The organism is Aeromonas sp. s13 (assembly GCF_040907905.1).
In the GTDB taxonomy this organism is placed as follows: Bacteria; Pseudomonadota; Gammaproteobacteria; order Enterobacterales; family Aeromonadaceae; genus Aeromonas; species Aeromonas veronii.
The window spans coordinates 1-21,495 of sequence record NZ_JBFOCS010000048.1; the positions used below are offsets into that span (position 1 = coordinate 1).

A 21,495-nucleotide genomic window follows, 5' to 3' on the forward strand; every position below is an offset into this window, starting at 1 on the left:
GTGAAAAAATTCATATGAAGCCGTCTGTTTTCGCTGGCAATCTCATCTGCCAGCAATAAGGAAGGGGAGCCATTGGCTCCCCTTCTCTCTTCTCTTCCGATTCAAATCTGGAAGTCGAGGGCGGGCTCGCAGCCCATGGCGCGGGCCTGAATATCCGCCAGCGCCAGCTCGGGGTTGCAGAGCTGGATAAACTGCCAGGCAAAGTTGTGCTGGAACTGCCCCTGCTTGAGGCCAATCCAGGCGGTGTGGGGGGCAAACAGATGGCTGCCATCGAGCTGCACCAGCCCCTGATCCCGCTGGGCATCGAACGCCATGTCGGCCAGTATGCCGACCCCCATCTCCAGCTCGACATAGGTCTTGATGACATCGGAGTCCTGCGCCGTCAGCAGGATCTGCGGTTCAATGCCAGCCGTAGCAAAGGCTTCATCCACCCGCACCCGCCCGGTCAACCCGGCTTGATAGGTGACGATGGGCCAGTTGGCCAGCGCCGCCAGCGTCAGATCCCGCTCGCCTGCCAGCGGATGTTGCTCGGGCACCACGATGTTGTGGTGCCAGCGGTAGTAGGGGAATGCCACCACCCCTTCGCTCTTGTCGAGCTGCTCGCTGCTGATGCCGATATCCACCTCGCCGGTCTGCACCAGCCGCACTATCTCCTCCGGGCTGCCCTGACGCAGCTCCAGCTGTACCAGCGGGAACTGCTCGCGAAACGCCTTCACCACCCGCGGCAAGGCATAGCGCGCCTGGGTATGGGTGGTAGCCACCAGCAAACGGCCCGAGTCGCGGTTGGCAAAGGTGCTGGCCAGTTTGCGGATGTTGTTGGCGTCATTGAGAATGCGCTCGGCAATCACCAGCAACTCCTTGCCCGGCTCGGTCATACCGAGCAGCCGCTTGCCGTAGCGGATGAACAACTCGATCCCCAGCTCCTCTTCCAGCTCGCGGATATGGCGACTCACCCCGGATTGCGAGGTAAAAAGGGCGTTGGCCACCTCGGTCAGGTTGTAATCCCGCCGCGCTGCCTCCCGGATAATTCGTAACTGCTGAAAATTCACCTTGTCGCCTCCTGCGAAGAGTGGGCGACACAAGCTGGTCACCCCCTCATTTTTGTTATTTGGCCGGATCATGCCCCGGCAAAGCGCCTGAACCCGGGCAGCCATGCCACCCGCAACACAACATCAAATCTGGTAATCGGGATAGAACTGCGCCTGTCTGGCGACCAGCCGCACCCCCTGTCCCGGGGAAAACTGCTTGGCCGCCTCCTTGCTCAGCTCCGCCTCATAGTGAGCCCCTTTGGTCTCGCTATCGCCACGCAGCTCCACCCGAATGCGTGGCCCCATGGGCAGCAGACGGGTGATGGTGGCGCGGATCCCGCCCGGCGCATCGGCTGGCAGAATGTCCAGTTCATGGGGACGGACATAGGCGATGGCGGCACTGCCGTTTGCCAGATGAGAAGCCGACGGCCCGCCGAGCAGCTGCTCGCCGACACCGAATCCCTGCGCCGCCACCCGACCGCGGAACTGGTTCACGCTGCCAAGGAAGCTGTGGACGAAGGAGCTGGCGGGCTGGTCATAGACCTCGGCCGGGGTGCCGATCTGCTCGACCCGTCCGGCATTCATCAACACCACCCGATCCGCTACCTCCAGCGCCTCCTCCTGATCGTGAGTCACGAACAGACTGGTGACGTGCAGTTCGTCGTGCAGCTCGCGCAGCCAGCGGCGCAGCTCCTTGCGCACCTGAGCATCGAGGGCGCCGAAGGGCTCGTCCAAGAGCAGTACCTTGGGCTGCACCGCCAGCGCGCGGGCCAGCGCGACCCGCTGACGCTGACCGCCGGAGAGCTGGGTCGGATAGCGCTCGGCCACGTGGCTGAGCTGCACCAGATCCAGCAGCTCCTTGACCCGGGCGCGGATCGCCGTCTCGGCCGGGCGCTCACTGCGCGGTTTGACCCGCAGACCAAACGCCACGTTCTCGAACACCGTCATATGGCGAAACAGGGCGTAGTGCTGGAACACGAAGCCGACGTTGCGCTCGCGCACATGGAGATCCGAGGCGTCCTCGCCACGGATGATGACGCTGCCACTGTCGGCCTGCTCCAGCCCGGCGATGATCCGCAGCAGGGTGGTCTTGCCACAGCCGGAGGGGCCGAGCAGCGCCACCAGCTCACCGTCATGAAAGTCGAGGTTGATGTCTGCCAGCGCCGCGTACTGATTGAAATGCTTGTTGAGTTGTTGAACCTGAATGCTCATGGCTGCCTCTTTAAAACGGTAATTCAGTGAGATTTGGTGGGCTGGACACGCAGCCGGGCCAACAGGGTTTCACCCAGCAGGGTGAAGATCCCGAACAGAGCCAAGAGGCTTGCCACCGCAAAAGCGGCGCCGGTCTGGTACTCGTTGTAGAGGATTTCGATATGCAGCGGCAGGGTATTGGTCTGGCCGCGAATATGGCCGGAAACCACCGACACGGCGCCAAACTCCCCCACCGCGCGGGCGGTACAGAGCAGCAGGCCATACATCAGGCTCCAGCGAATACCGGGCAGGGTGACGCGCCAGAACATCTGCAGGCCGCTCGCCCCCAGCATGATGGCAGCCTCTTCCTCTTCAGGGCCGCGCGCCTCCATCTGAGGCAGCAGCTCGCGCACCACGAAGGGCACGGTAATGAAGGTGGTGGCCAGGATGATCCCCGGGGTGGCGAAGATGATCTTGATGTCGTGCTCGCTCAGCCAGTCACCAAACCAGCCGCGGCTGCCGAACATCAACACCAGCATCAGCCCGGCGATCACCGGCGACACCGAGAAGGGCAGATCGATGATGGTGATGAGCAGCTGCCGACCGGGGAAGCGGAAACGGGCGATGGCCCAGGCCGCAGCAATCCCGAACAGCAGATTGAGGGGAACGGCGCAGAGCGTCACCAGTGCTGTCAGACCGAGGGCGCTCAGGGCATCCGGCTCGCTGATGGCGTGCCAGAAAAAAGCCAGCCCCGGCGTCAGCGCCTGAATAAAGACGGTGGCCAACGGCAGCAGCAACAGGGCGGCAAACCAGCCCAAACCGACCGTGATGAGCAGCCACTTGACCCACTGGGGTTCACGGATCACGACCGGTGCCTTGCAAGCGGGGGCCGTCTCCACAGGGGCCGCCTCAATGGCGATAACAGATGAACTCATATCCGGCTCCCTCCGATGCGAGACCAGCTCCAGGCCTGCAACTTGTTGATTAGCAGTAACAAAATGAACGAAATCAGCAGCATCACCACGGCGATGGCGGAGGCACCGGCGTAGTCATACTCCTCCAGGTGGCTCATGATCATCAGCGGCGCGATTTCCGAGACCATCGGCAGGTTGCCGGCGATGAAGATGACGGAGCCGTACTCCCCCACCCCGCGGGCAAACGCCAGCGCAAAACCGGTCAGCAGGGCAGGCACCAGGGTGGGCCAGAGCACTCGCAGAAAGGTCTGCCAGCGATCTGCGCCGAGGCTGGCGGCTGCCTCCTCTTGCTCGGTTTCAGCCTCCCGCAGCACCGGCTGCAGGGTACGCACCACAAACGGCAATCCGATAAAGGTGAGTGCGATGACCACCCCGATAGGGTTGTAGGCGAGCTGAATGCCGAGCGGCGCCAGCAACTGGCCGATCCAGCCGTTGGGGGCGAAGATGGCGCACAGGGCGATGCCGGAAACGGCGGTCGGCATGGCGAATGGCAGGTCGATCAGCGCATCCACCAGACGACGACCGGGGAAGGTGTAGCGCACCAGGATCCAGGCCAGGATCAGGCCAAACAGGCTGTTGAGTAGCGCCGCGACAAAGGCCGCACCGAAGCTCAGGCGAAAGGAGGCAAGCACCCGGGGTGAACCGATCACCTGCCAGAACTCTGCGGCGGTCAGGTTGTTGATCGCAAACAGCACCAGGGCCGAGAGCGGCAACAGCACCAGCAGGCCCAGATAGAGCAGGCTGAACCCCAAGGTGGGGCCAAAACCGGGCAGGACAGAATAAGAACCAAATCGCATAACACATCCATCTGTTATGAAGAATTTTCGATATGGTGATTCTGCTCACTCCCCTCATCGGCAACAAACATCAATTGCGACTTTGCTAATCACTTTTTTGTCTAACCGCAGAGTCACAAGGCTCTTGGCGCACTCCAAATAAAAAAAGGTCTTTTATATAAATAAAAGACCTAAGAAATGGAGCAATACGGAGCGGAGCATTCAAAGAACGGGGGCATGGAGTAGCCAACGAACAGCGCGCTCGCCAACCCTCCAACCACTTCACAGATACCTAGCGAAAGCCCAGTATGACCGGCCGGGGCGATGCGGTCTTGACCGGTGCCACCACCAGCTCACCACGGCGGTAGAGTGCCCCCAGCAAATGCAGCCCCTGATGCCAATCCCCATGACCGGACTGGGCATTGATATGGCCAGCCTCACCGGCATCGAACAGCGGTACCTGCCACTGGCGACTCCAGTATTCGGCTCGCTCGAAGCTCATCCAGGGATCGTTGCGGCTGGCCACCAGCTGGGCCGACACCTGCAGCGGCCCGGCCAAGGCCTCATCCGCAATACCAAAACGGGCGGGATCGGCGGGCGCCACCAGAAAGATCGAGGCCACCTTCTCCGGCTGCAAGCGGGCCGCCGCGATGGCGGTCAGGGCGCCGAAAGAGTGGGCCACCAGATGGACCTGGCTGCGGCGACGTTTCAGCTTGCTCGCCAGCTTGGCACTCCAGACCCTGAGGTCCGGCTTGTCCCACGGTAGCCCGGTCATCCGCTGCCATTGGGGAAAATGATCGTGCCAGCGGCTCTGCCAGTGATCCGGCCCACTGTTGTGCAGACCGGGAACCAGGAGGATCTTGTTCATCTTGGTGCTCCTATCGGCTGGCACAGGGGCCAGTTCAGTGATGGATAACGAAGCTATCAACGACCCGGCTGATAGATCTGGTCAAACAGACCGCCCTGGGCGAAGTGTTTCTTCTGGGCTTTCTCCCAATCCCCTTCCAGATCCTTGACGGTAAAGAAGGCAAGCTGCGGGAACTGGGCTGCCGTCTCCTTCAGGATCGCCGGGTTGCTGGGGCGATAGTGATGTTTGGCGACGATATGCTGCCCCTCGTCAGAGTAGAGATAATCGAGATAGGCCTTGGCCACCGCTTCGGTACCGTGCTTCCTGGCCACCTTGTCCACCACCGCGACCGGCGGCTCCGCCAGAATGGAGACCGAAGGCACCACCAGCTCGAACTTGTCGCTGGCCCCCGCCTGACCAAGCACCAGCAGGGCTTCGTTCTCCCACGCCAGCAGCACGTCACCGAGACCGCGCTCGGTAAAGCTGGTGGTGGCACCGCGGGCGCCTGAGTCCAGCACCTTCACGTTCTTGAAGAGATCGCCGACAAACTGCTTGGCCCCCTCTTCACTGCCGCTCTTCTTCAGGGCATAGCCCCAGGCGGCCAGATAGTTCCAGCGTGCCCCGCCAGAGGTCTTGGGGTTGGGAGTCACGATGGCGACATCCTTGCGCACCAGATCATCCCAATCCTTGATCTGCTTGGGATTGCCCTTGCGCACCAGGAAGACAATGGTGGAGGTATAGGGCGAGGCGTTGTTGCCGAGGCGACTCTGCCAGTCGGCAGCGGTCAGCCCCTCCTTGGCGATGGCGTTGACATCGTAGGCCAGCGCCAGCGATACCACGTCGGCCTCCAGTCCATCCACCACGGCGCGGGCCTGCTTGCCGGAGCCACCGTGAGACTGGCTCACCACCACGTCGTCGCCGGTTTTGGCCTTCCACTCCTTGGCAAAGGCGGAGTTGTACTCCTGAAACAGCTCGCGGGTCGGATCGTAAGAGACGTTGAGCAGGCGGATCTCGGCGGCATTGGCCTGGCCCAATGCCAACAGAGAGAGCAGGGTCAGGGCGGTCATTCGCAGTTTCATGGTGATACTCCATATCTTGTTGGGTTGAGAACAGCATGCCGTGGAGTTGTTATGCCCAGAAGAAAGAAATAACTCTTTGCTTATCTCTTTTGCTCATATCAGCTCAGCTACCCGCACCGGGAGCCGGACGCACACTCTGTGAGCCATGCCCCTCTGTGACCTCAAGCGCTGTGCCATCATGGGAACAAGGCAGGCAGATGACGAAAAGGAAGTCGTTATGTGGATCAATGCAGAACCCGTCAACGGTGCCCTGGTCTCGCTGGCCATCGGCCTGATTATCGGACTGGAACGGGGCTGGCAGGTTCGCCAGCTGGGTGATAACCAGCGCATCGCCGGGATGCGTACCTACGGCCTCATCGGCCTGCTCGGCGGGGTGTGCGGTTTGCTGCTGCCTACCCTGGGCCCCTGGCTGCCGCTGCTCGGCCTTCTAACGGTGGTGATCGGCTGCGGCCTCTCGGTCTGGCTGGCCCAGCGCTGGCAAGGGGAGTTTGGCCTCACCAGCTCGGTAGCTATGCTGCTCACCTATTTGCTGGGGCTGATGTCGGTGCTGCTGAGCCCGAGCGAAGCGGTGGCCTGCGCCGTGCTGGCCGCCCTGTTGATGGGCTTGAAGGGACAGATCCAGCAGGGGATGCTGTTTCTCAGCGAAACCGAATTCCACGCCACCCTGCGCTTTCTGCTTATCTCGCTGGTGCTGCTGCCGGTGCTGCCCAACGAGGAGATGGGGCCCCTTGATGCCTTCAATCCCTTCAAGATCTGGCTGATGGTGGTGGTGATCGCCGGCATCTCGTTTTGTGGCCACTTCGCGGTTCGTCTGCTCGGCACCCGCGCCGGGCTGGTGCTCACCAGCATACTGGCGGGATTGGCCTCCTCCACCGCCCTCACCCTACAGTTCGCCCGTCTCAACAAGGAGCAGGGCGGGCTGGAGCGACTGCTGGCCACCGGCATCCTGCTGGCGGGGGCCACCATGTGGCTGCGGCTGCTGGTACTGGTGCTGCTGATTCACAGCGAGCTGGCGATGCGCCTCATCGCCCCCCTGTTGCTGCTGGCCACCACAGTCTACGGCTTTGCCTTCTGGTTCTGGCGTCAGCGCGAGGAGCTGACCGACGGCCCGGTAAAACCGGAAACCAGCAACCCGCTCGATCTCGCCACCGCCATCAAGTTCGGCCTGCTGCTGGCGCTGATCGGCTTTATGGCAACTCTGCTGCAAGACAAGGTAGGCAACTCCGGGGTCTATCTGCTGTCGCTGGTGTCGGGGATCACAGATGTGGACGCCATCACGCTGTCGCTCTCCCAACTCTCCCACAAGGAGCTGGCGCTGGAGGTGGCGGCCCGCGGCATCCTGCTAGCCGGGCTGGTCAACTCGCTGGTGAAGGGGCTGCTGGCCCTGGGGATAGGCGGCCGCCGGCTGGGGCTGCGGGTGCTGCTCCCCTACTTCGTCTCGGCCCTGCTGATCCTGCCCCTCGTCTGGCCCGCAGGTTGACGGGGATCACCTGCCAGAAGTGACAGACTGACGCCTCTCGCGCTTGTCACGTATACTGCCACCTCTTGCAGCATGAGGAGGTAGCAATGGCGAGCGACTGGGACAAGGTACTGGCAGGCGGGGCACTGGATAGCCAGAGCGAGGAGATCGCCAACGACCGGATCCGCGGTCAGGCGCTGCTGGCCAAGCTCAACGGTTCATCGGCGGGCGATAGCCCTTTGCGCCAGCAGATTTGCCGCGAGCTGTTCGGCCACTGCCCCAACTCCTGCTGGATCAGCACGCCGTTTACCTGCGAATTCGGCCGCAACATCCATATCGGCGAGAAGACCTTCTTCAACTTCAACGTCACCATTCTCGACGTGGGCGAAGTGCACATCGGCAGCCATGTGCTGCTGGCCCCCAACGTGCAGATCTACACCGCCACCCACACCATGAACTATCTGGAGCGACGCAACTGGACCGCCTACAACAAGCCGGTGCGGATCGGTGACGACTGCTGGATTGGTGGCGGCGCCATCATCTGCCCCGGCGTCACCATAGGGCCGCGCTCCATCATAGGTGCCGGCGCCGTGGTGACCCGCGACATCCCGGCCGACTCGGTGGCGGTGGGCAATCCGGCCAAGGTGATCCGCACCCTCAAGCAGGACGAGGAGCGCTGCTGGGAGTTGGCCCAATGATGGCGCTGGCGCTGCTGCCACTGGGCGCCGCCCTCTGGCTCGGCCTAGGCGAGCAGCAGTGGTGGCCGCTGGCCGCACTGCTGACCATGAGTCTGCTGACGCTGGCAGCCTACGCCTGGGACAAGCGGCAGGCGGTGCGGGGCGAGTGGCGCATTCCCGAATCGAGGCTCCATCTGCTGGAGCTGTGCGGCGGCTGGCCGGGGGCGCTGGTTGCCCGCCAGTGGCTGCGCCACAAGACCCAGAAGCGCAGCTACCGGCTGGTCTTCTGGTTTATCGTGCTGCTGCACCTCACCCTGTGGGCGCTCTGGGTCGGGCGGCCACTCTGGCAGCAATAGCTGTCTGCGTCACAAAGGGACAATGGGCCCCATTGCTGCCGCCCGGCAGCTGTGAGAAAACAGAGCAGATCTCATCAGCGTTTTCGCCGTCTATAGACGACAAGGAGTCGTGACATGACCATGTGGACAGGTATAGTCCTGATCGTATTTATCAGCCTATTGTTCGGATACCTCGGCAAGCGGGCTCGCTACCAGATGGGGGATGCCCGCATCACCGACCGCCTCGGCAAGCAGGATCTGGTCATTCGGGAGCTGCAAGAACGGGTCGCCAATCTGGAGGCGATCGTCATCGAGGAAGAGAAACGGCGCCCGTTTCGGGAGCTGTGATTTTTTCACCGCCAGGTTTCAGATACAGAGAGGGCTGCATGATGCAGCCCTCTCTTGTTTGAACTGATTCAGATTGCCAGCGGCAGCAACTCCGCATAATCGCGGATCGCCGGAAAAGCGGTGATGCTCTGCTCCGGCTTGCAGCTGTCCGGATTCTGGATCGCCAGCTGATAACCGATGCCATAGTCGGCGGCCGCCCGCAGGATCCGCTCGCTGTCATCCACAAACAGGGTGCGGGTCGGATCGAACGCCAGCCGCTCGGCCAGCGCCTGCCAGCAGTGCTGGCTCTCCTTCGACCAGCCCAGCTCGTGGGTACTCACCATCAGATCCAGATGATCGCTCAGCCCCAGCTGCGCATCCTTCACCGACAGGCTGGCGGGGTGGGCGTTGGTGAAAAGCACCAACTTCTTGCCCGCGGCGCGCAGCGCGGCCAGAAAGGGGATGGCGTGGGGACGCCACTGGATCTTCGCCAGCAGCTCCTGCTTGAGGGCACGGATGTCGAGCTCCAGGGTCTCGCTCCAGTAATCCACGCAGTACCAGTTGAGGGTGCCGTTGACGGCGTGATAGTGGACATCGATCTGCGCTTTGGCTTCATCCAGTGGCAGCCCGAGCCGCTCGGCGTAACGCTCCGGCACCAGCTGCTGCCAGAGGTGGTTGTCAAAATGCAGATCGATCAGGGTGCCATCCATATCGAGCAAAACGGTATCTATCTGGTGCCATGGCAAGGTGGTGGAGCGGGAGTGTGGCATCGGGCCTCTTGATCGCGGATCTCGGAAAACGGGGCGGCAGTATAACGGATTTTTCCTCCCCCTTTGCCATCCCTGGCCCGTGGTGTTCGGTGTGAGAGTCGTTTACTCTTGAAGCACGATTTTTTAACGAGCAGCCAGCGTCCGATGAGCGCCCCCCACAAGAGCAAACCCGAACACATCTCTGCCGACCAACTGGATCACCCCAAGAGCAAGCCGGAGATCCTCAAGGCCGATATCGTAGCCGAGAGCCGACTGTTCAAGGTGGAATCGCTACACCTCAAATTCTCCAACGGCGAAGAGCGGGTCTACGAGCGGATGCGCGGCGGCAACCGGGGCGCCGTCATGGTGGTGCCGCTGTTCGACGCCCACACCCTGCTGCTGGTGCGCGAATATGCCGCCGGCACCCACTCCTACGAGCTGGGCTTTCCCAAGGGGCTGATCGACCCGGGCGAAGATGCCTTCGAGGCGGGCAACCGGGAGCTGATGGAGGAGGCGGGCTTTGGCGCCAACAGCCTGACCTTGCTCAAGCAGGTGTCGCTGGCCCCCGGCTACTTCTCCAGCCGGATGGATATTTTGCTGGCGCGGGATCTCTTCCCCGAACAGCGGATCGGCGATGAACCCGAACCGCTGGAGGTGATCCCCTGGCCACTCAACCGGATCGACGAATTGCTGGCGCGACCCGACTTCACCGAGTCGCGCAGCATCAGTGCCCTGCTCTTGGCCCAAAAGTGGCTGGCGGAGCAGGCAGAGTAGCCCGCAGACGGGCAGTTAACAGACAGAGGATAACGAGATGCAGGAGTTGTTGGCCTGGGTGCCGGGGGTCAAGGAGATTGCCCGCGAAGCCGGAAGGATCCTTCACGACATCTATCACGGCGGTCAGTTCGAGCGTCAGCTGAAGGAGGATGCGACCCCGGTCACCAGTGCCGATCTTGCTGCCGATGCCTACCTCAAGCAGGCGCTGTCGGCGCTCACTCCCCATGTGCCGGTGCTGACCGAAGAGGCAGCCGACATCCCCTTCAGCCAGCGATCCAACTGGCGGCAGTACTGGCTGGTGGATCCCCTCGACGGTACCGGCGAATTTATCGCGGGCAGCGGCGATTTCGCCACCCTGATCGCCCTGGTGCGGGACAATGTGCCGGTGCTCGGGGTCATCTATGCTCCCGAGTCCAACGTGCTCTACTGGGCAGTGCGCGGCTACGGCGCCTTCAAGGAGGTGAATGGCGAGGTGTTGCCCATCAGCGCCATGCATCATGAGCATGACCAGCCCGACTCGCTGGTGGTCGCCATCAGCCGCCGCCAGAAGCTGGAAAACCTCACCCGCCGTCTCAACCCGGCCATCAACTACGAGCTGATCCCGCTTGGTTCCAGCTCCCTCAAATCCTGTCTGGTGGCGGAAGGGGCGGCCGATTGCTACGTGCGGCTCGGCCCCACCGGCGAGTGGGACACCGCCGCCGCCCAGTGCATCGTCGAGGCAGCCGGTGGCCGTATCCTCAGCCTGGCGTTGCAGCCACTCAGCTACAACGAAACCGAGTCGCTGGAGAACCCGGACTTTATCGTGATGGGGGATCCGGACCTCGCCTGGGGTAGCATTCTGGCCCACTAGGCGGATAGCGATATCATCACACCAGACAAGCAGGCGGCCATCGGGCCGCCTGCTTTTTCAGGGAAGTTTCCCCGAGTGATGGCCGGTGTGATCCGCTGGTCAAGGCACTCTTGAACAGCGTGATACGCTGGCAAAGCGGCAAAATGATAGTGAAACATCACAATCGGTCGGCGAGAAATGGTGCGATTTTTCACGTAATTCTGAAAACACCTGATTAGCCAAAATAAAAAAATGATAGCCGATCAAATTTTGGTTTTATATTTCACAAAAATGGCAAATGTTAGTTTTGTTGCATTCTGTGACCCAGATTCCATTCCCAATCTCGCTGGCTAAACCCCGCAATGGCAGTGATATGTTTCAGTCTCGCTTTTTGAGAATTAAATCCCGATAAACCACAATGAACTCAGATTAAAACACTAACAAAAAGTGAATTAGTAATGAGTTTATCTGTAGAGGCTACCAAGGAGCTATCCGGTTCCTGCTCCACCACTGCCAGCACCACCCGCTGGCGCCGTCACGACACCCACTGGGTTATCAGCCTGTTTGGCACCGCCGTTGGCGCCGGTATCCTGTTCCTGCCCATCAATCTGGGTCTGGGCGGCATCTGGCCCCTCGTCATCGTCGCAGTACTGGCAGGCCCCATGACCTTCCTCGCCCACCGCGGGCTGGCGCGCTTCGTGCTCTCCTCTTCACGTCCCCACGCCGACTTCACTGAAGTGGCGGAGGAGCATTTCGGCAAGATGGCCGGTCGCCTTATCTCGGCACTCTACTTCCTCTCCATCTTCCCGATCCTGCTCATCTACGGGGTCGGGCTGACCAACACGGTGGAGAGCTTTATGGTCAACCAGCTCGGCATGACGACTCCGGATCGGGTGATGCTCTCCGGCGTGCTGGTATTTGCCATGATCGCCGTGATGCTGGCGGGTGAGAAAGCGATGCTGCGCGCCTTCGCCTTTATGGTTTATCCGCTGGCGGCCATTCTGGCGGCCCTCTCCTGCTACCTGATCCCTCAGTGGCAATGGCCGGAAGTGACGGCGTTTGAAGGGGTCAGCTTCCTCAACACCGTCTGGCTGGCGCTGCCGGTCACCGTGTTCGCCTTCAGCCACGCCGCAGCCATCTCCGGTTTTGCCAACGTGCAGCGCCGTGAATATGGCGAGCAGGCAGAAGCCAAGAGCGGCCTGATCCTGCGCAACACCACAGTAATGCTGGTGGGCTTCGTGCTGTTCTTCGTCTTCTCCTGCGTGCTGAGCCTCTCGCCAGCCCAGCTGGCTGAAGCCAAGGCCCAGAACGTCTCTGTGCTCTCCTATCTCGCCAACATCACCGATAACCCGGTGATCGTGACTCTGGGACCGCTCATCGCCTTTATCGCCATCAGCTCCTCCTTCCTTGGCCACTTCCTCGGTGCCCGTGAAAGCCTGAAAAGCCTGATCGCCAAGCCTACCGGCCTGCCGCTGGCCAAGGCGGACAAAGTCGGTATCGCCCTGATGTTCTTCTCTATCTGGGGGGCCGCCGTCATCAACCCGGGCATTCTGGGGCTGATGGAGACCCTCTCCGGCCCGGTCATCGCCATGATCCTGTTCATCATGCCGGTGATTGCAATCTACAAGGTGGAGGCACTGGCCCGCTTCCGTCACGGCTGGACCAACGGCTTTATCCTGCTGACCGGTTCGCTGGCGGTATCGGCGCTGATCTTCAGCCTGTTGAAGTAACGACTCGCAGCAGATAACAAAAAGAGAGGCGACCTTGGGTCGCCTCTCTTCTCTCTGTTCGGGTGTGAACTCAGCCCAGCTTGGCGCCGTTCTCCACCTCCCGCTCGGGGATAGCCATCACTACGGCGCCATCCGGCCGATAGAAACCGGTCAGTAGAAACTCCGACTGAAACGGCCCTATCTGTTTGGTCGGGAAGTTGACTACGGCGATGATCTGGCGGCCCACCAGCTGCTCTGGCTGGTAGAGTGCGGTGATCTGGGCGCTGCTCTTGCGAATCCCCAGTTCAGGGCCAAAATCCGCCCACACCTTGTAGGCCGGTTTACGTGCTTCGGGAAACGGCTCGACCCGCACCAGGGTGCCCACCCTCAGCTCCACCACCTCGAAATCCTGCCAGCTAATCGTCTCCATTTCGGCTCCTGTTTATCGTGCACCTTGCATGACCCGCAGCATGGCCCAAAGAGAGCATCCCGTCTTCGGCGATCAGCCGTTTCGTTATGGCAGGTGGCCGTTTTGCTGGCGCCAGAGGGACGGAGTGAGCCCGCTCTCGGCCAGGAAGCGCTCGCTGAACGCCCCCTGATTCTGGTAGCCGCAGCGGCTGGCAATCTCGCCAACAGGCAGTTGCGTACCGGCAAGCAGGGTACGCGCCAGCGCCATGCGTCGGCTGCGAATGTAGTGGGAGACGCTCATCCCCAGCTGCTGGCGAAAGGCGAGCTTGAACTGGCTCTGGCCAAGACAGGCGATGACGGCGAGTTGCTGATTGGTCAGCGGGGCAGCGAGGTTGGCCTCGATATGGCGTTGCACCTTGAGAATGCGGGCGGCAAGGCGTGGAATGGCTGCGCTCTGCATCCCCTGCCCTTCCGCCAGCAGGGAGAGCCACACCTGCTCCATGCCCGCCACCTGCCGCCCCTCGGCCACCATGCGGTGCAGAAACGCGAGGTAGTGGCGCTGAGGCTCATCCAGCTCGATAAAGGGGCGGACTGCCAGATCCCCGGGCAGCCAGTCGCTCTCCTGCACCAGAAACGAAAGCGCGGGATCGGCGGCGTAGTCGTGCCGCTCGCCGGGAGCGATGACGCAAGCAGAACCGGGGACAAGCCTGTGCCCCCGGCCCTGCACCTCGATCTCGAGGGGGCCGTCGAGGGGGATCACCAGTTGGGCAAAGTCGTGGCTATGACTGCAGACATGGTGGTGATAGTGGCGCAGGCTGAAGCGGGACATGGCTGATAGCAATGACGCGGCCAGGGCCGCGTCATTGGGGGTTATTCCTTGTCGAAATCTTCGATCTCTTTGCCCAGCGCTTCCATGATGGCGCGCGCTTCGGCCGGGACACTGTCCGGTTGATCCTTGCGCAAGTCTTCGTCGCAAGGGAGCGGCTGGCCGGTGAAAGCGTGCAGGAAGGCTTCACAGAGCAGCTCGCTGTTGGTCGCATGACGCAGGTTGTTCACCTGACGGCGGGTGCGCTCATCGGTCAACACTTTCAACACCTTGAGCGGGATCGAGACGGTAATCTTCTTGACCTGTTCGCTCTTCTTACCGTGTTCCGCGTAGGGGCTGACGTAGTCGCCGTTCCACTCTGTTCCCATGACTCACCTGTTCTCATTTAGCCGTGAGCGCGGATTTTAACCCTTAAGGAAATTAATGGCAATCCAACAGCAAAGCCATTTAGACGTCTAGAAGTGTTGACGGCTTTTTTAAGCTGGCGTAGTGTGGTTGTCCATGAGCCCGCAATGGCGGGATGGCGCGTGGCAGCAAGATGCCGGCGTGTAAAGAGACATCAAGGAGAGTGATATGACCCACAAGGCTACCCTGGCGGTTCGCACCGGGATTGAGACAGACCAGCAACACGGTGCCGTGGTGCCCCCCATCTACCTCTCCAGCAACTACACCTTTGCCGACTTTGGCGAGCCCCGTCAATACGATTATGCCCGCTCCGGCAATCCGACCCGCACCAATCTGGCGGACGCGCTGGCGGCGTTGGAAGGGGGCGCTGGCGCCGTGGTTACCGGCACCGGCATGGGCGCCGTCCATCTGGTCACCACAGCACTGCTCAAGGCGGGGGATCTGCTGCTCGCCCCCCACGACTGCTACGGCGGCACCTGGCGCCTGTTCGAGTATCTGGCGGCCAAGGGCCACTACCGGGTGCAGTTTGTCGATCAGGGGGATGAGGCCGCACTGGCCGCCGCGCTGGCCCGGAAGCCTGCGCTGGTATGGGTCGAGACCCCCTCCAACCCGCTGCTGCGGGTGGTGGATATCAGCGCCATTGCCAGCGCCGCCCACGAGGTGGGTGCGCAGGTGGTGGTGGACAACACCTTCCTCTCCCCCCTGCTGCAACAACCCCTGGCCCTCGGTGCCGACGTGGTGGTGCACTCCACCACCAAGTACATCAACGGTCACTCCGACGTGGTGGGCGGAGTGGCGATCGCCAAGGAGGCCGCACTGGCGGAGTCGCTGGTGTGGTGGGCCAACTGTCTGGGGCTCACCTCCGGGGCGTTCGACTCCTACCTCACCCTGCGCGGTCTGCGCACTCTGGCCCCCAGATTGCGCACCCATCAGGAGAACACCGACCGCATCCTCGCCTTCCTGCAACAGCAGCCGCTGGTGAAACGCATCTATCACCCCAGCTTGCCGAGCCATCCGGGCCATGATATTGCGCGCCGTCAACAGTCCGGCTTCGGCGCCATGCTAAGTTTTGAACTCGATTGCAGCGAGGCGGGTATTCGCGCCTTCCTCGCGGCCCTCACCCTCTTCTCGGTAGCCGAGTCCCTCGGCGGGGTGGAGAGTCTGGTGGCCCATCCGGCCAGCATGACCCACAGGGCCATGACCCCGGTCGCGCAGCAGGCAGCAGGTATCAGCGCCCAGCTGCTGCGGTTGTCGGTCGGTATTGAACACGGTGAAGACCTGGTGGCCGATCTGGCTCAGGCTTTTGAACAGGCGCAGCAGGCAGAACAGGTAGCGAAGTAATGGAACAGCAGCAACAAGGAGAGATCGCGGTGGCAGCAGAAGCAGGATTGAAGCGACGTCACGTCCACAAATTTGGTGGCAGCAGTCTGGCGGATCCGGTCTGCTATCGCCGGGTCGCCAGCATCGTTGAACAACAGGTGGGTGGCGACGAGCTGATCGTAGTCTCCGCCGCCGGCAAGACCACCAACCGGCTGATCCAGCTGGTGGAGCTGGCCGAAGCCGGGGATGAAGCCGCCGGCGAGGCCATCTCGGCCCTGCAGGCCTATCAACAGAGCCTGATCGACGGCCTGCTGGAAGGGGAACTCCACCTCGAACTGAGCCAGCAGCTGGCCGACGACATGCAGCTGATCGCCAAGACCCTGGAGGGGCAGTTTGACCGCTTCGAGCGCAACGGTCTGCTCGCCTTTGGCGAGGTGTGGTCGGCGCGCCTGTTGGCGGCCCTGCTCACCAGTCGCGGCGACAAGGCCATCTGGCTCGATGCCCGCAGCTTCCTGCGCGCCGAGGATGGCGCCCTGGTCAAGGTGGATACCGCGCTCTCCAGCGAACTGCTCAAGGCGCGGCTGGCGGAACACGCCGGCCGCATCGTGGTGACCGGCTTTATCGCCGCCGACATGGAGGGTCGCTCCCTGCTGCTCGGTCGCAACGGCTCCGACTACAGCGCCAGCCTGTTGGCCCTGTTGGCAGACGGCGAATCCACCACCATCTGGAGCGACGTGGCCGGTGTCTACAGCGCCGACCCGCGTCGGGTGAAAGAAGCTCGCCTGCTGGAGCGCCTGAGCCTCGCCGAAGCCAACGAGCTGGCCCGCCTCGGCTCCTCGGTGCTGCACTCGCGCACCCTGCAGCCAGTGGCCGACAGCCGCCAGCGGCTCACTTTGCGCTGCAGCTACAACCCGGATGAGGGCTGCACCCATATCCTGCGCCGTGCCCCCCGCTCCGGCGGCGCCCGCATCGTCTCCTCGGTGGATCAGATCGCTCTCATCGAGCTCAAGGTGCTGCCGCAGACCCATTATGAGCAGACGGTGGCGGCCATCGAGGCCCATCTGGCCCGCCATCGCCTCAACCCGCTCACCCTGCAGCGCCAGCCGGATCGCCGGGTCCTGCGCCTCGCCTACACCCTCGAGGTGGCACAAGGCGCCTTCGAGCTGCTGCGCGACTTCCAGCTGCAAGGGAGCTTCACCGGCCTCATCCAGAAAGAGGGGTACAGTCTGGTGGCGCTGGTCGGCGCCGGTGTCACCGACAACGCGGAGCAGTGTCACCGCTTCTATCAGCTGCTGGCAGATCAACCGTTGGAGTTCGTACAGGTGGCCCGAGATGGCCTGAGTCTGGTGGCCGTGCTGCGTCAGGTAGTGCTGGAGCCGCTGCTCATCGCCCTGCACAGCGCCCTGTTCAGCCGCCCGACCCGGGTCGGACTGGTGGTGTTCGGCAAGGGCAATATCGGCGGCCACTGGCTCAGCCTCTACGCCCGCGAAAAGGCACGGCTGGAACATGAACTCAATCTGGCGCTCACCCTCTACGGGGTGTTCAGCTCGGAGGGGGGTCTGCTCGATGAAGAGGGGCTCAACCCCCTCAAGGTACAGGACAACTTCAATCCCAAGCCGCTGATCTGGCCGGAGTTGCTCTCCCAGCTTGAGCAGCACGGCTTCGATGCGCTGGTTGCGCTGGACATGACCGCCAGCGAAACGGTGAGCCGCTACTATCCGGATTTTGCCCAGCTCGGCATTCATATCATCGCCGCCAACAAGTTTGCCGGTGCCGCCGACAGCGAGTTCTACCAGCGCATCAAGCAGACCTGCCGCGACCATCAGGTGCAGTGGCGCTACAACGCCACCGTGGGCGCCGGGCTGCCAATCCAGTCCAGCATCCAGATGCTGCGCCAGAGCGGCGACCGCATTCAGGGGGTCTCCGGCATCTTCTCAGGCACCCTCTCCTGGCTGTTCCAGCAGTATGATGGCACCCGCCCCTTCTCCGAGCTGGTGGACGAGGCGTGGCAGCACGGCCTGACCGAGCCGGATCCCCGCGAGGATCTCTCCGGTCAGGATGTGCGTCGCAAGCTGCTTATTCTGGCGCGGGAGGCGGGCTTCGAGCTCGACTCCGCCGATATCGAGCTGGAGAATCTGGTGCCCGTCCCGCTGCGCAAGGTGACAGCCGATCAGTTCATGGACAGACTGAAAGAGCTGGATGGCCCGATCCAGACCGCCTTCGAAGGGGCCAAGCGCCTCGGCAAGGTGCTGCGCTACGTGGCCCGCTTCGAGCATGACGGCAAGGCGCGGGTCGGACTGGAGGCGCTGGAGCCCCACCACCCGTTTGCCAACCTCTTGCCATGCGACAACATCTTCGCCATCGAGAGCGACAGCTATCGCACCAACCCGCTGGTGATCCAGGGGCCGGGGGCGGGCCGGGAAGTGACCGCCGCCGCTATCCAGTACGATCTGTGGCAGATCTGCGCCAGCCTCTAAGGCTGATATGCAAAGGGAGCAGCGCCTCAGCTCCCACGCACAATAAAAAAGCCCGAGTCGATGACTCGGGCTTTTTGCTGAATGCCGCTTCGATTAGGAGAAGCAGGCCTGCAGCACGTAGAAGATGGCGATAGCCAGGATGGCACCGGCAGGCAGGGTGATGATCCAGGAGACCACGATGTTGCGCAGAACACCCAGATTCAACGCCGCAATACCGCGCGCCAGACCGACACCCATCACAGCACCGACCAGGGTCTGGGTGGTGGAGATGGGCAGACCGGTACCGGAGGCAATCACCACAGTCGCGGCAGTGGCCAGCTGGGCGGCGAAACCGCGGCTCGGGGTCAGGTGAGTGATGCCGGTACCGACCGTCGCCATCACCTTCTCGCCCATGGTCGCCAGACCGATCACGATACCGATACCGCCAAGGGGCAGGATCCACCAGGCAATGGCAGCCTGACTGGAAATCTCGCCACCGGAAGCCACGATCGAGGCCACCGCAGAGAGCGGGCCAATGGCGTTGGCCACATCGTTGGAGCCGTGGGCAAAGGCCATGGCACAGGCGGTGATCACCATCAGGATGCCGAACACCTTCTCCACGTTGGCGAAGTGCATCTTGCTGTCATCCTGCGGGTTGTACTTCTGGCCGCGAATGTAGATCCAGCCGGCAAACGCCACTGCGATGGAGATGGCGATGGAAAGCAGAATGCCCTCGCCATCGCTCAGGTGCAGACCGACGTGGGTCAGCCCCTTCTTGATGGTCACCAGACAGATAACCAGCGCAGTCAGGAACATGTAGAACGGCACATAGCGCTTGGCGTTGTTCAGGGGATCATCAGTGTTGAAGATAAGCTTCTGCACGCTGATGAACATGAAGTAGGCGATGACACCTGAGATGGCCGGGGTGATGACCCAGGAGCCGACGATGCCGCCAAACTTGCTCCACTGCACCGCTTCCGGGCCAATGCTCACCACAGCGAAACCGACGATGGCGCCGATGATTGAGTGAGTGGTGGAGACGGGCCAGCCGAAGTAGGAGGCGAGGATCAACCAGGCGCCTGCCGCCAGCAGGGAGGCGATCATGCCGAGTACCAGCAGGTCCGGGCTGTCGACAAACGCATTGCTGTCGATGATGCCGTTACGGATGGTGGCCGTCACTTCGCCACCGGCCAGATAGGCACCGGCAAATTCGAAGATCATGGCAATGATGATCGCCTGACGAATGGTCAGGGATTTGGTGCCGACCGATGTGCCCATGGCGTTGGCTACGTCATTCGCGCCAATGCCCCAAGCCATCAAAAAGCCGAACAAGGCCGCCACGAGCACCAGAGTGGTGCCGTAATTCGCGATAATGTCCATTAGTAGTGTTTACCCAGTCAGTCGATTACGAACGAGCCAGCATCAGTTCCAGACGGGCGCCTACGCGCTCGGCCTGATCTGCCAGGTCACCTACCCATTCGAGGATCTTGTAAAGGAACATCACATCGATCGGATTGTAATTGTGCTCAACCGCTTGCAGCTGTTGGCGCAGTCCGATCTGCATGGTGTCTGTATCGTCCTCGATCAGATCCAGCTGGTGGATCATCTCGGCAACCATTTCCACTTCCCGTCCTTTGAAGCCGGTCTCGAGCAGCTCGTCGAGCTCCCCGATCGCTTTCTCGGCCTGAGCGGTCGCATCAATACAACGTTTGAGGTAAGCCATGAAATCCGTCCGCATTTCGGCGGGGAACTCCATGCGACGACCAAGCATGCGGCCGGAGATATCCTTGGCACGGTTGGCAATCTTGTCTTGCTGGGTCAACAGCTCCAGCAGGTCGGTACGTGCAACCGGCAGGAACAGGCCGCGAGGCAGTTTCAGACGGATTTCACGCTTGAGGGTATCTGCCTCTTTTTCCAGCTGGGCGATCTGCTGCCGGATCTTCTCGGCATCTTCCCAACGGTCTTCGGCAACGGCGTCAAAGAAGGGAACCAACTGCTGGGAGCACTGGTGAACCTTGACGATATGCTTCTGCAGCGGCTTGATGGGGGACTTGGCAAAAAGCCCCAAAATAGTATTTACTGGCATGGCCAAACCTGTGTCGGTGAAAAAACACTCGATACGATTTTATGAGGCGCGCATGGTAACCGAACTGCGCCCTCAATTAAACCGCGAATTAATCTAGTCGTCTCGCGGGCATTATATCCCCGCGACCCGAATCCTGCCCCCCAAAGTTGCCTGCCAGCCCGGAATGACTATGCAAACTGAGATCGAGATAAAGTTTTTTGTCGCCCGCGACATTCAAGCCAAGTTATCCAACCTGCTGAATTCTCTTGAGATTAAAGAATCATCACAACAGCAGCTCGGCAACGTCTATTTCGATACGCCGACCTTGGCTCTGCGCCAGCTGGAGATGGGACTGCGCATTCGCCGCTGCGACGCCTTCGCCGAGCAGACCATCAAATGCCGTGGCCAGGTGGTGGGCGGCCTGCATGCCAGACCCGAGTACAACGCTCCCGTAAGCGGCGATCTGCCGACCCTCTCGGCCTTTCCCGATGAAATTTGGCCGACCCTGACCGAGCGTGACCACATTCAGCAGCAGCTGGTCCCCCAGTTTCGTACCGACTTCCTGCGCCGCCATTGGCTGATCGCCTTCGAGGGGGCCGAGATTGAACTGGCCTGGGATCAGGGAGAGATAGTCGGCAGTCAAGGCAGCACCACAATCAACGAGCTGGAACTGGAGCTCAAATCAGGCGCGACCGCGGCGCTGTTTACGCTGGCCCAACGCCTCGCCAGGATCGGCGGGCTGCGCCTCGGCGCCCAATCCAAGGCCCAGCGCGGCTATCGACTGGCTGGTCTTGGCAAACCGCTGGCCCTGCAGGCGCTGGTCGAACATGAAGGTATGGATGGCATAACGGGGGTAAGCGAAGGGCTGCGCCACTGGCAGCATCACGAGCAGCTCTGGCTGGATCATCCGCAGGATGAAGGCATTCAACAGCAGGCACTCGCGGCCCTGTGCCAGGGGATCGATCTGGTCGCCCGCAGTGCGGCCGCGCTGCCACAACCAGTGCTCTGGCTACCCGCCCTGACCAACCTGCAAGCCCATCTGCAAGCCCAGTCGGACGAGCATGACGAGTGGCCTGCCGAGCTGGCCGATCTCTTCCTCTATCCGGCGTATGTCGAGTTGCAGCTGGCCATCGCCGCATGGCTGCATCACGCAGCCTGAGTGGTGCGATGTGTCTAGTCCTGAAATAGGTTTACACATTTTCAACTAGCATTTCTCTACTCAGAACCCCCTATGTACTGCATCGGGGGTTCTGTATTTCAA

22 protein-coding genes are annotated in these 21,495 nt (G+C 61.7%); 10 read left to right on the top strand and 12 right to left on the bottom strand.

Features of this window, described 5'->3' with window-relative positions; all coding sequences use genetic code 11:
• Nucleotides 1–101 precede the first annotated feature (101 nt).
• The 6 genes from cbl to AB5Y82_RS08545 all read right to left on the bottom strand — a co-directional run bounded on the left by cbl (nt 102) and on the right by AB5Y82_RS08545 (nt 5,895).
• A complete protein-coding gene (gene cbl, locus AB5Y82_RS08520; protein WP_268011579.1) occupies nt 102–1,049 on the bottom strand; it encodes an HTH-type transcriptional regulator Cbl in 948 nt (315 codons plus the stop codon).
• A gap of 123 nt (nt 1,050–1,172) precedes the next feature.
• The gene (locus tag AB5Y82_RS08525) at nt 1,173–2,240 is read right to left on the bottom strand and encodes a sulfate/molybdate ABC transporter ATP-binding protein (RefSeq protein ID WP_368173871.1); all 1,068 of its coding nucleotides are present in this window, start codon (nt 2,238–2,240) and stop codon (nt 1,173–1,175) included.
• A gap of 23 nt (nt 2,241–2,263) precedes the next feature.
• The gene (cysW, locus tag AB5Y82_RS08530) at nt 2,264–3,154 is read right to left on the bottom strand and encodes a sulfate ABC transporter permease subunit CysW (protein WP_368173872.1); all 891 of its coding nucleotides are present in this window, start codon (nt 3,152–3,154) and stop codon (nt 2,264–2,266) included.
• A complete protein-coding gene (gene cysT, locus AB5Y82_RS08535; protein ID WP_040067348.1) occupies nt 3,151–3,990 on the bottom strand; it encodes a sulfate ABC transporter permease subunit CysT in 840 nt (279 codons plus the stop codon). The genes cysW and cysT overlap by 4 nt, the downstream gene beginning before the upstream one ends.
• 271 nt (nt 3,991–4,261) lie before the next feature.
• On the bottom strand, nt 4,262–4,837 hold the full coding sequence (locus AB5Y82_RS08540) for an RBBP9/YdeN family alpha/beta hydrolase (RefSeq protein ID WP_368173873.1): 576 nt from the start codon (nt 4,835–4,837) through the stop codon (nt 4,262–4,264).
• A 56-nt stretch (nt 4,838–4,893) separates the two neighbouring features.
• Complete coding sequence (locus AB5Y82_RS08545; protein WP_368173874.1) at nt 4,894–5,895, bottom strand: sulfate ABC transporter substrate-binding protein; 1,002 nt, start codon at nt 5,893–5,895, stop codon at nt 4,894–4,896.
• Nucleotides 5,896–6,112: 217 nt separating this feature from the next.
• Between AB5Y82_RS08545 and AB5Y82_RS08550 the strand changes: the two genes are divergently transcribed.
• The 4 genes from AB5Y82_RS08550 to AB5Y82_RS08565 all read left to right on the top strand — a co-directional run bounded on the left by AB5Y82_RS08550 (nt 6,113) and on the right by AB5Y82_RS08565 (nt 8,714).
• Entirely contained in the window at nt 6,113–7,375 is a 1,263-nt protein-coding gene (locus AB5Y82_RS08550) for a DUF4010 domain-containing protein (RefSeq protein WP_111901041.1), read from the top strand.
• An 86-nt stretch (nt 7,376–7,461) separates the two neighbouring features.
• A complete protein-coding gene (locus AB5Y82_RS08555) occupies nt 7,462–8,052 on the top strand; it encodes a sugar O-acetyltransferase (RefSeq protein WP_368173875.1) in 591 nt (196 codons plus the stop codon).
• Nucleotides 8,049–8,387 carry a DUF1294 domain-containing protein gene (locus tag AB5Y82_RS08560; protein WP_111901039.1) on the top strand — a complete coding sequence of 113 codons (339 nt, stop codon included), beginning with the start codon at nt 8,049–8,051 and terminating at the stop codon, nt 8,385–8,387. The genes AB5Y82_RS08555 and AB5Y82_RS08560 overlap by 4 nt, the downstream gene beginning before the upstream one ends.
• A 114-nt stretch (nt 8,388–8,501) precedes the next feature.
• Nucleotides 8,502–8,714, top strand: a complete 213-nt coding sequence (locus tag AB5Y82_RS08565; protein WP_068977307.1) for a hypothetical protein — start codon at nt 8,502–8,504, stop codon at nt 8,712–8,714.
• Nucleotides 8,715–8,782: 68 nt separating this feature from the next.
• On the opposite strand, the gene yrfG is transcribed toward AB5Y82_RS08565, so the two are convergent.
• Nucleotides 8,783–9,463 carry a GMP/IMP nucleotidase gene (yrfG, locus tag AB5Y82_RS08570; protein WP_368173876.1) on the bottom strand — a complete coding sequence of 227 codons (681 nt, stop codon included), beginning with the start codon at nt 9,461–9,463 and terminating at the stop codon, nt 8,783–8,785.
• 144 nt (nt 9,464–9,607) lie between these two features.
• Here yrfG and nudE point away from each other — a divergent pair, with 144 nt between their 5' ends.
• The 3 genes from nudE (at nt 9,608) to AB5Y82_RS08585 (ending at nt 12,775) form a co-directional block, all read left to right on the top strand.
• Nucleotides 9,608–10,216, top strand: a complete 609-nt coding sequence (gene nudE / locus AB5Y82_RS08575; protein ID WP_181294900.1) for an ADP compounds hydrolase NudE — start codon at nt 9,608–9,610, stop codon at nt 10,214–10,216.
• A 37-nt stretch (nt 10,217–10,253) separates the two neighbouring features.
• Complete coding sequence (cysQ, locus tag AB5Y82_RS08580; RefSeq protein WP_042053272.1) at nt 10,254–11,066, top strand: 3'(2'),5'-bisphosphate nucleotidase CysQ; 813 nt, start codon at nt 10,254–10,256, stop codon at nt 11,064–11,066.
• A 437-nt stretch (nt 11,067–11,503) separates the two neighbouring features.
• On the top strand, nt 11,504–12,775 hold the full coding sequence (locus AB5Y82_RS08585) for an aromatic amino acid transport family protein (RefSeq protein WP_111901037.1): 1,272 nt from the start codon (nt 11,504–11,506) through the stop codon (nt 12,773–12,775).
• A 70-nt stretch (nt 12,776–12,845) separates the two neighbouring features.
• Here AB5Y82_RS08585 and AB5Y82_RS08590 read toward each other — a convergent pair whose 3' ends face one another.
• From AB5Y82_RS08590 to metJ, 3 genes are all read right to left on the bottom strand, one after another.
• Nucleotides 12,846–13,184: a tRNA-binding protein gene (locus AB5Y82_RS08590; protein WP_111901036.1), complete on the bottom strand. Its 339-nt coding sequence runs from the start codon at nt 13,182–13,184 to the stop codon at nt 12,846–12,848.
• 84 nt (nt 13,185–13,268) lie between these two features.
• Nucleotides 13,269–13,991, bottom strand: coding sequence for an AraC family transcriptional regulator (locus tag AB5Y82_RS08595; protein ID WP_111901035.1), 723 nt, complete (start codon nt 13,989–13,991; stop codon nt 13,269–13,271).
• A 41-nt stretch (nt 13,992–14,032) separates the two neighbouring features.
• Nucleotides 14,033–14,356 (bottom strand): met regulon transcriptional regulator MetJ, encoded by a 324-nt coding sequence (gene metJ / locus AB5Y82_RS08600; RefSeq protein ID WP_005340251.1) that lies wholly within the window; start codon nt 14,354–14,356, stop codon nt 14,033–14,035.
• A 205-nt stretch (nt 14,357–14,561) separates the two neighbouring features.
• Here metJ and metB point away from each other — a divergent pair, with 205 nt between their 5' ends.
• Together metB and AB5Y82_RS08610 are read left to right on the top strand one after the other, a co-directional pair.
• Nucleotides 14,562–15,734, top strand: coding sequence for a cystathionine gamma-synthase (metB, locus tag AB5Y82_RS08605; protein WP_111901034.1), 1,173 nt, complete (start codon nt 14,562–14,564; stop codon nt 15,732–15,734).
• On the top strand, nt 15,734–18,190 hold the full coding sequence (locus AB5Y82_RS08610; RefSeq protein ID WP_111901033.1) for a bifunctional aspartate kinase/homoserine dehydrogenase II: 2,457 nt from the start codon (nt 15,734–15,736) through the stop codon (nt 18,188–18,190). The genes metB and AB5Y82_RS08610 overlap by 1 nt, the downstream gene beginning before the upstream one ends.
• 93 nt (nt 18,191–18,283) lie before the next feature.
• On the opposite strand, the gene AB5Y82_RS08615 is transcribed toward AB5Y82_RS08610, so the two are convergent.
• Entirely contained in the window at nt 18,284–19,549 is a 1,266-nt protein-coding gene (locus AB5Y82_RS08615; RefSeq protein ID WP_005343043.1) for an inorganic phosphate transporter, read from the bottom strand.
• 25 nt (nt 19,550–19,574) lie between these two features.
• Complete coding sequence (locus AB5Y82_RS08620; RefSeq protein WP_005340244.1) at nt 19,575–20,255, bottom strand: TIGR00153 family protein; 681 nt, start codon at nt 20,253–20,255, stop codon at nt 19,575–19,577.
• A 169-nt stretch (nt 20,256–20,424) separates the two neighbouring features.
• Here AB5Y82_RS08620 and AB5Y82_RS08625 point away from each other — a divergent pair, with 169 nt between their 5' ends.
• Complete coding sequence (locus AB5Y82_RS08625; RefSeq protein WP_368173877.1) at nt 20,425–21,393, top strand: inorganic triphosphatase; 969 nt, start codon at nt 20,425–20,427, stop codon at nt 21,391–21,393.
• Nucleotides 21,394–21,495 lie beyond the last annotated feature (102 nt).

Excerpts from the sequence above, each read along its gene's own strand:
- AB5Y82_RS08525 (WP_368173871.1), bottom strand. The coding sequence starts at position 2,240 with ATGAGCATTCAGGTTCAACAACTCAACAAGCATTTCAATCAGTACGCG.
- cysW (WP_368173872.1), bottom strand. The coding sequence starts at position 3,154 with ATGAGTTCATCTGTTATCGCCATTGAGGCGGCCCCTGTGGAGACGGCC.
- cysT (WP_040067348.1), bottom strand. The coding sequence starts at position 3,990 with ATGCGATTTGGTTCTTATTCTGTCCTGCCCGGTTTTGGCCCCACCTTG.
- AB5Y82_RS08540 (WP_368173873.1), bottom strand. The coding sequence starts at position 4,837 with ATGAACAAGATCCTCCTGGTTCCCGGTCTGCACAACAGTGGGCCGGAT.
- AB5Y82_RS08545 (WP_368173874.1), bottom strand. The coding sequence starts at position 5,895 with ATGAAACTGCGAATGACCGCCCTGACCCTGCTCTCTCTGTTGGCATTG.
- AB5Y82_RS08550 (WP_111901041.1), top strand. The coding sequence starts at position 6,113 with ATGTGGATCAATGCAGAACCCGTCAACGGTGCCCTGGTCTCGCTGGCC.
- AB5Y82_RS08555 (WP_368173875.1), top strand. The coding sequence starts at position 7,462 with ATGGCGAGCGACTGGGACAAGGTACTGGCAGGCGGGGCACTGGATAGC.
- AB5Y82_RS08560 (WP_111901039.1), top strand. The coding sequence starts at position 8,049 with ATGATGGCGCTGGCGCTGCTGCCACTGGGCGCCGCCCTCTGGCTCGGC.
- AB5Y82_RS08565 (WP_068977307.1), top strand. The coding sequence starts at position 8,502 with ATGACCATGTGGACAGGTATAGTCCTGATCGTATTTATCAGCCTATTG.
- yrfG (WP_368173876.1), bottom strand. The coding sequence starts at position 9,463 with ATGCCACACTCCCGCTCCACCACCTTGCCATGGCACCAGATAGATACC.
- nudE (WP_181294900.1), top strand. The coding sequence starts at position 9,608 with ATGAGCGCCCCCCACAAGAGCAAACCCGAACACATCTCTGCCGACCAA.
- cysQ (WP_042053272.1), top strand. The coding sequence starts at position 10,254 with ATGCAGGAGTTGTTGGCCTGGGTGCCGGGGGTCAAGGAGATTGCCCGC.
- AB5Y82_RS08585 (WP_111901037.1), top strand. The coding sequence starts at position 11,504 with ATGAGTTTATCTGTAGAGGCTACCAAGGAGCTATCCGGTTCCTGCTCC.
- AB5Y82_RS08590 (WP_111901036.1), bottom strand. The coding sequence starts at position 13,184 with ATGGAGACGATTAGCTGGCAGGATTTCGAGGTGGTGGAGCTGAGGGTG.
- AB5Y82_RS08595 (WP_111901035.1), bottom strand. The coding sequence starts at position 13,991 with ATGTCCCGCTTCAGCCTGCGCCACTATCACCACCATGTCTGCAGTCAT.
- metJ (WP_005340251.1), bottom strand. The coding sequence starts at position 14,356 with ATGGGAACAGAGTGGAACGGCGACTACGTCAGCCCCTACGCGGAACAC.
- metB (WP_111901034.1), top strand. The coding sequence starts at position 14,562 with ATGACCCACAAGGCTACCCTGGCGGTTCGCACCGGGATTGAGACAGAC.
- AB5Y82_RS08610 (WP_111901033.1), top strand. The coding sequence starts at position 15,734 with ATGGAACAGCAGCAACAAGGAGAGATCGCGGTGGCAGCAGAAGCAGGA.
- AB5Y82_RS08615 (WP_005343043.1), bottom strand. The coding sequence starts at position 19,549 with ATGGACATTATCGCGAATTACGGCACCACTCTGGTGCTCGTGGCGGCC.
- AB5Y82_RS08620 (WP_005340244.1), bottom strand. The coding sequence starts at position 20,255 with ATGCCAGTAAATACTATTTTGGGGCTTTTTGCCAAGTCCCCCATCAAG.
- AB5Y82_RS08625 (WP_368173877.1), top strand. The coding sequence starts at position 20,425 with ATGCAAACTGAGATCGAGATAAAGTTTTTTGTCGCCCGCGACATTCAA.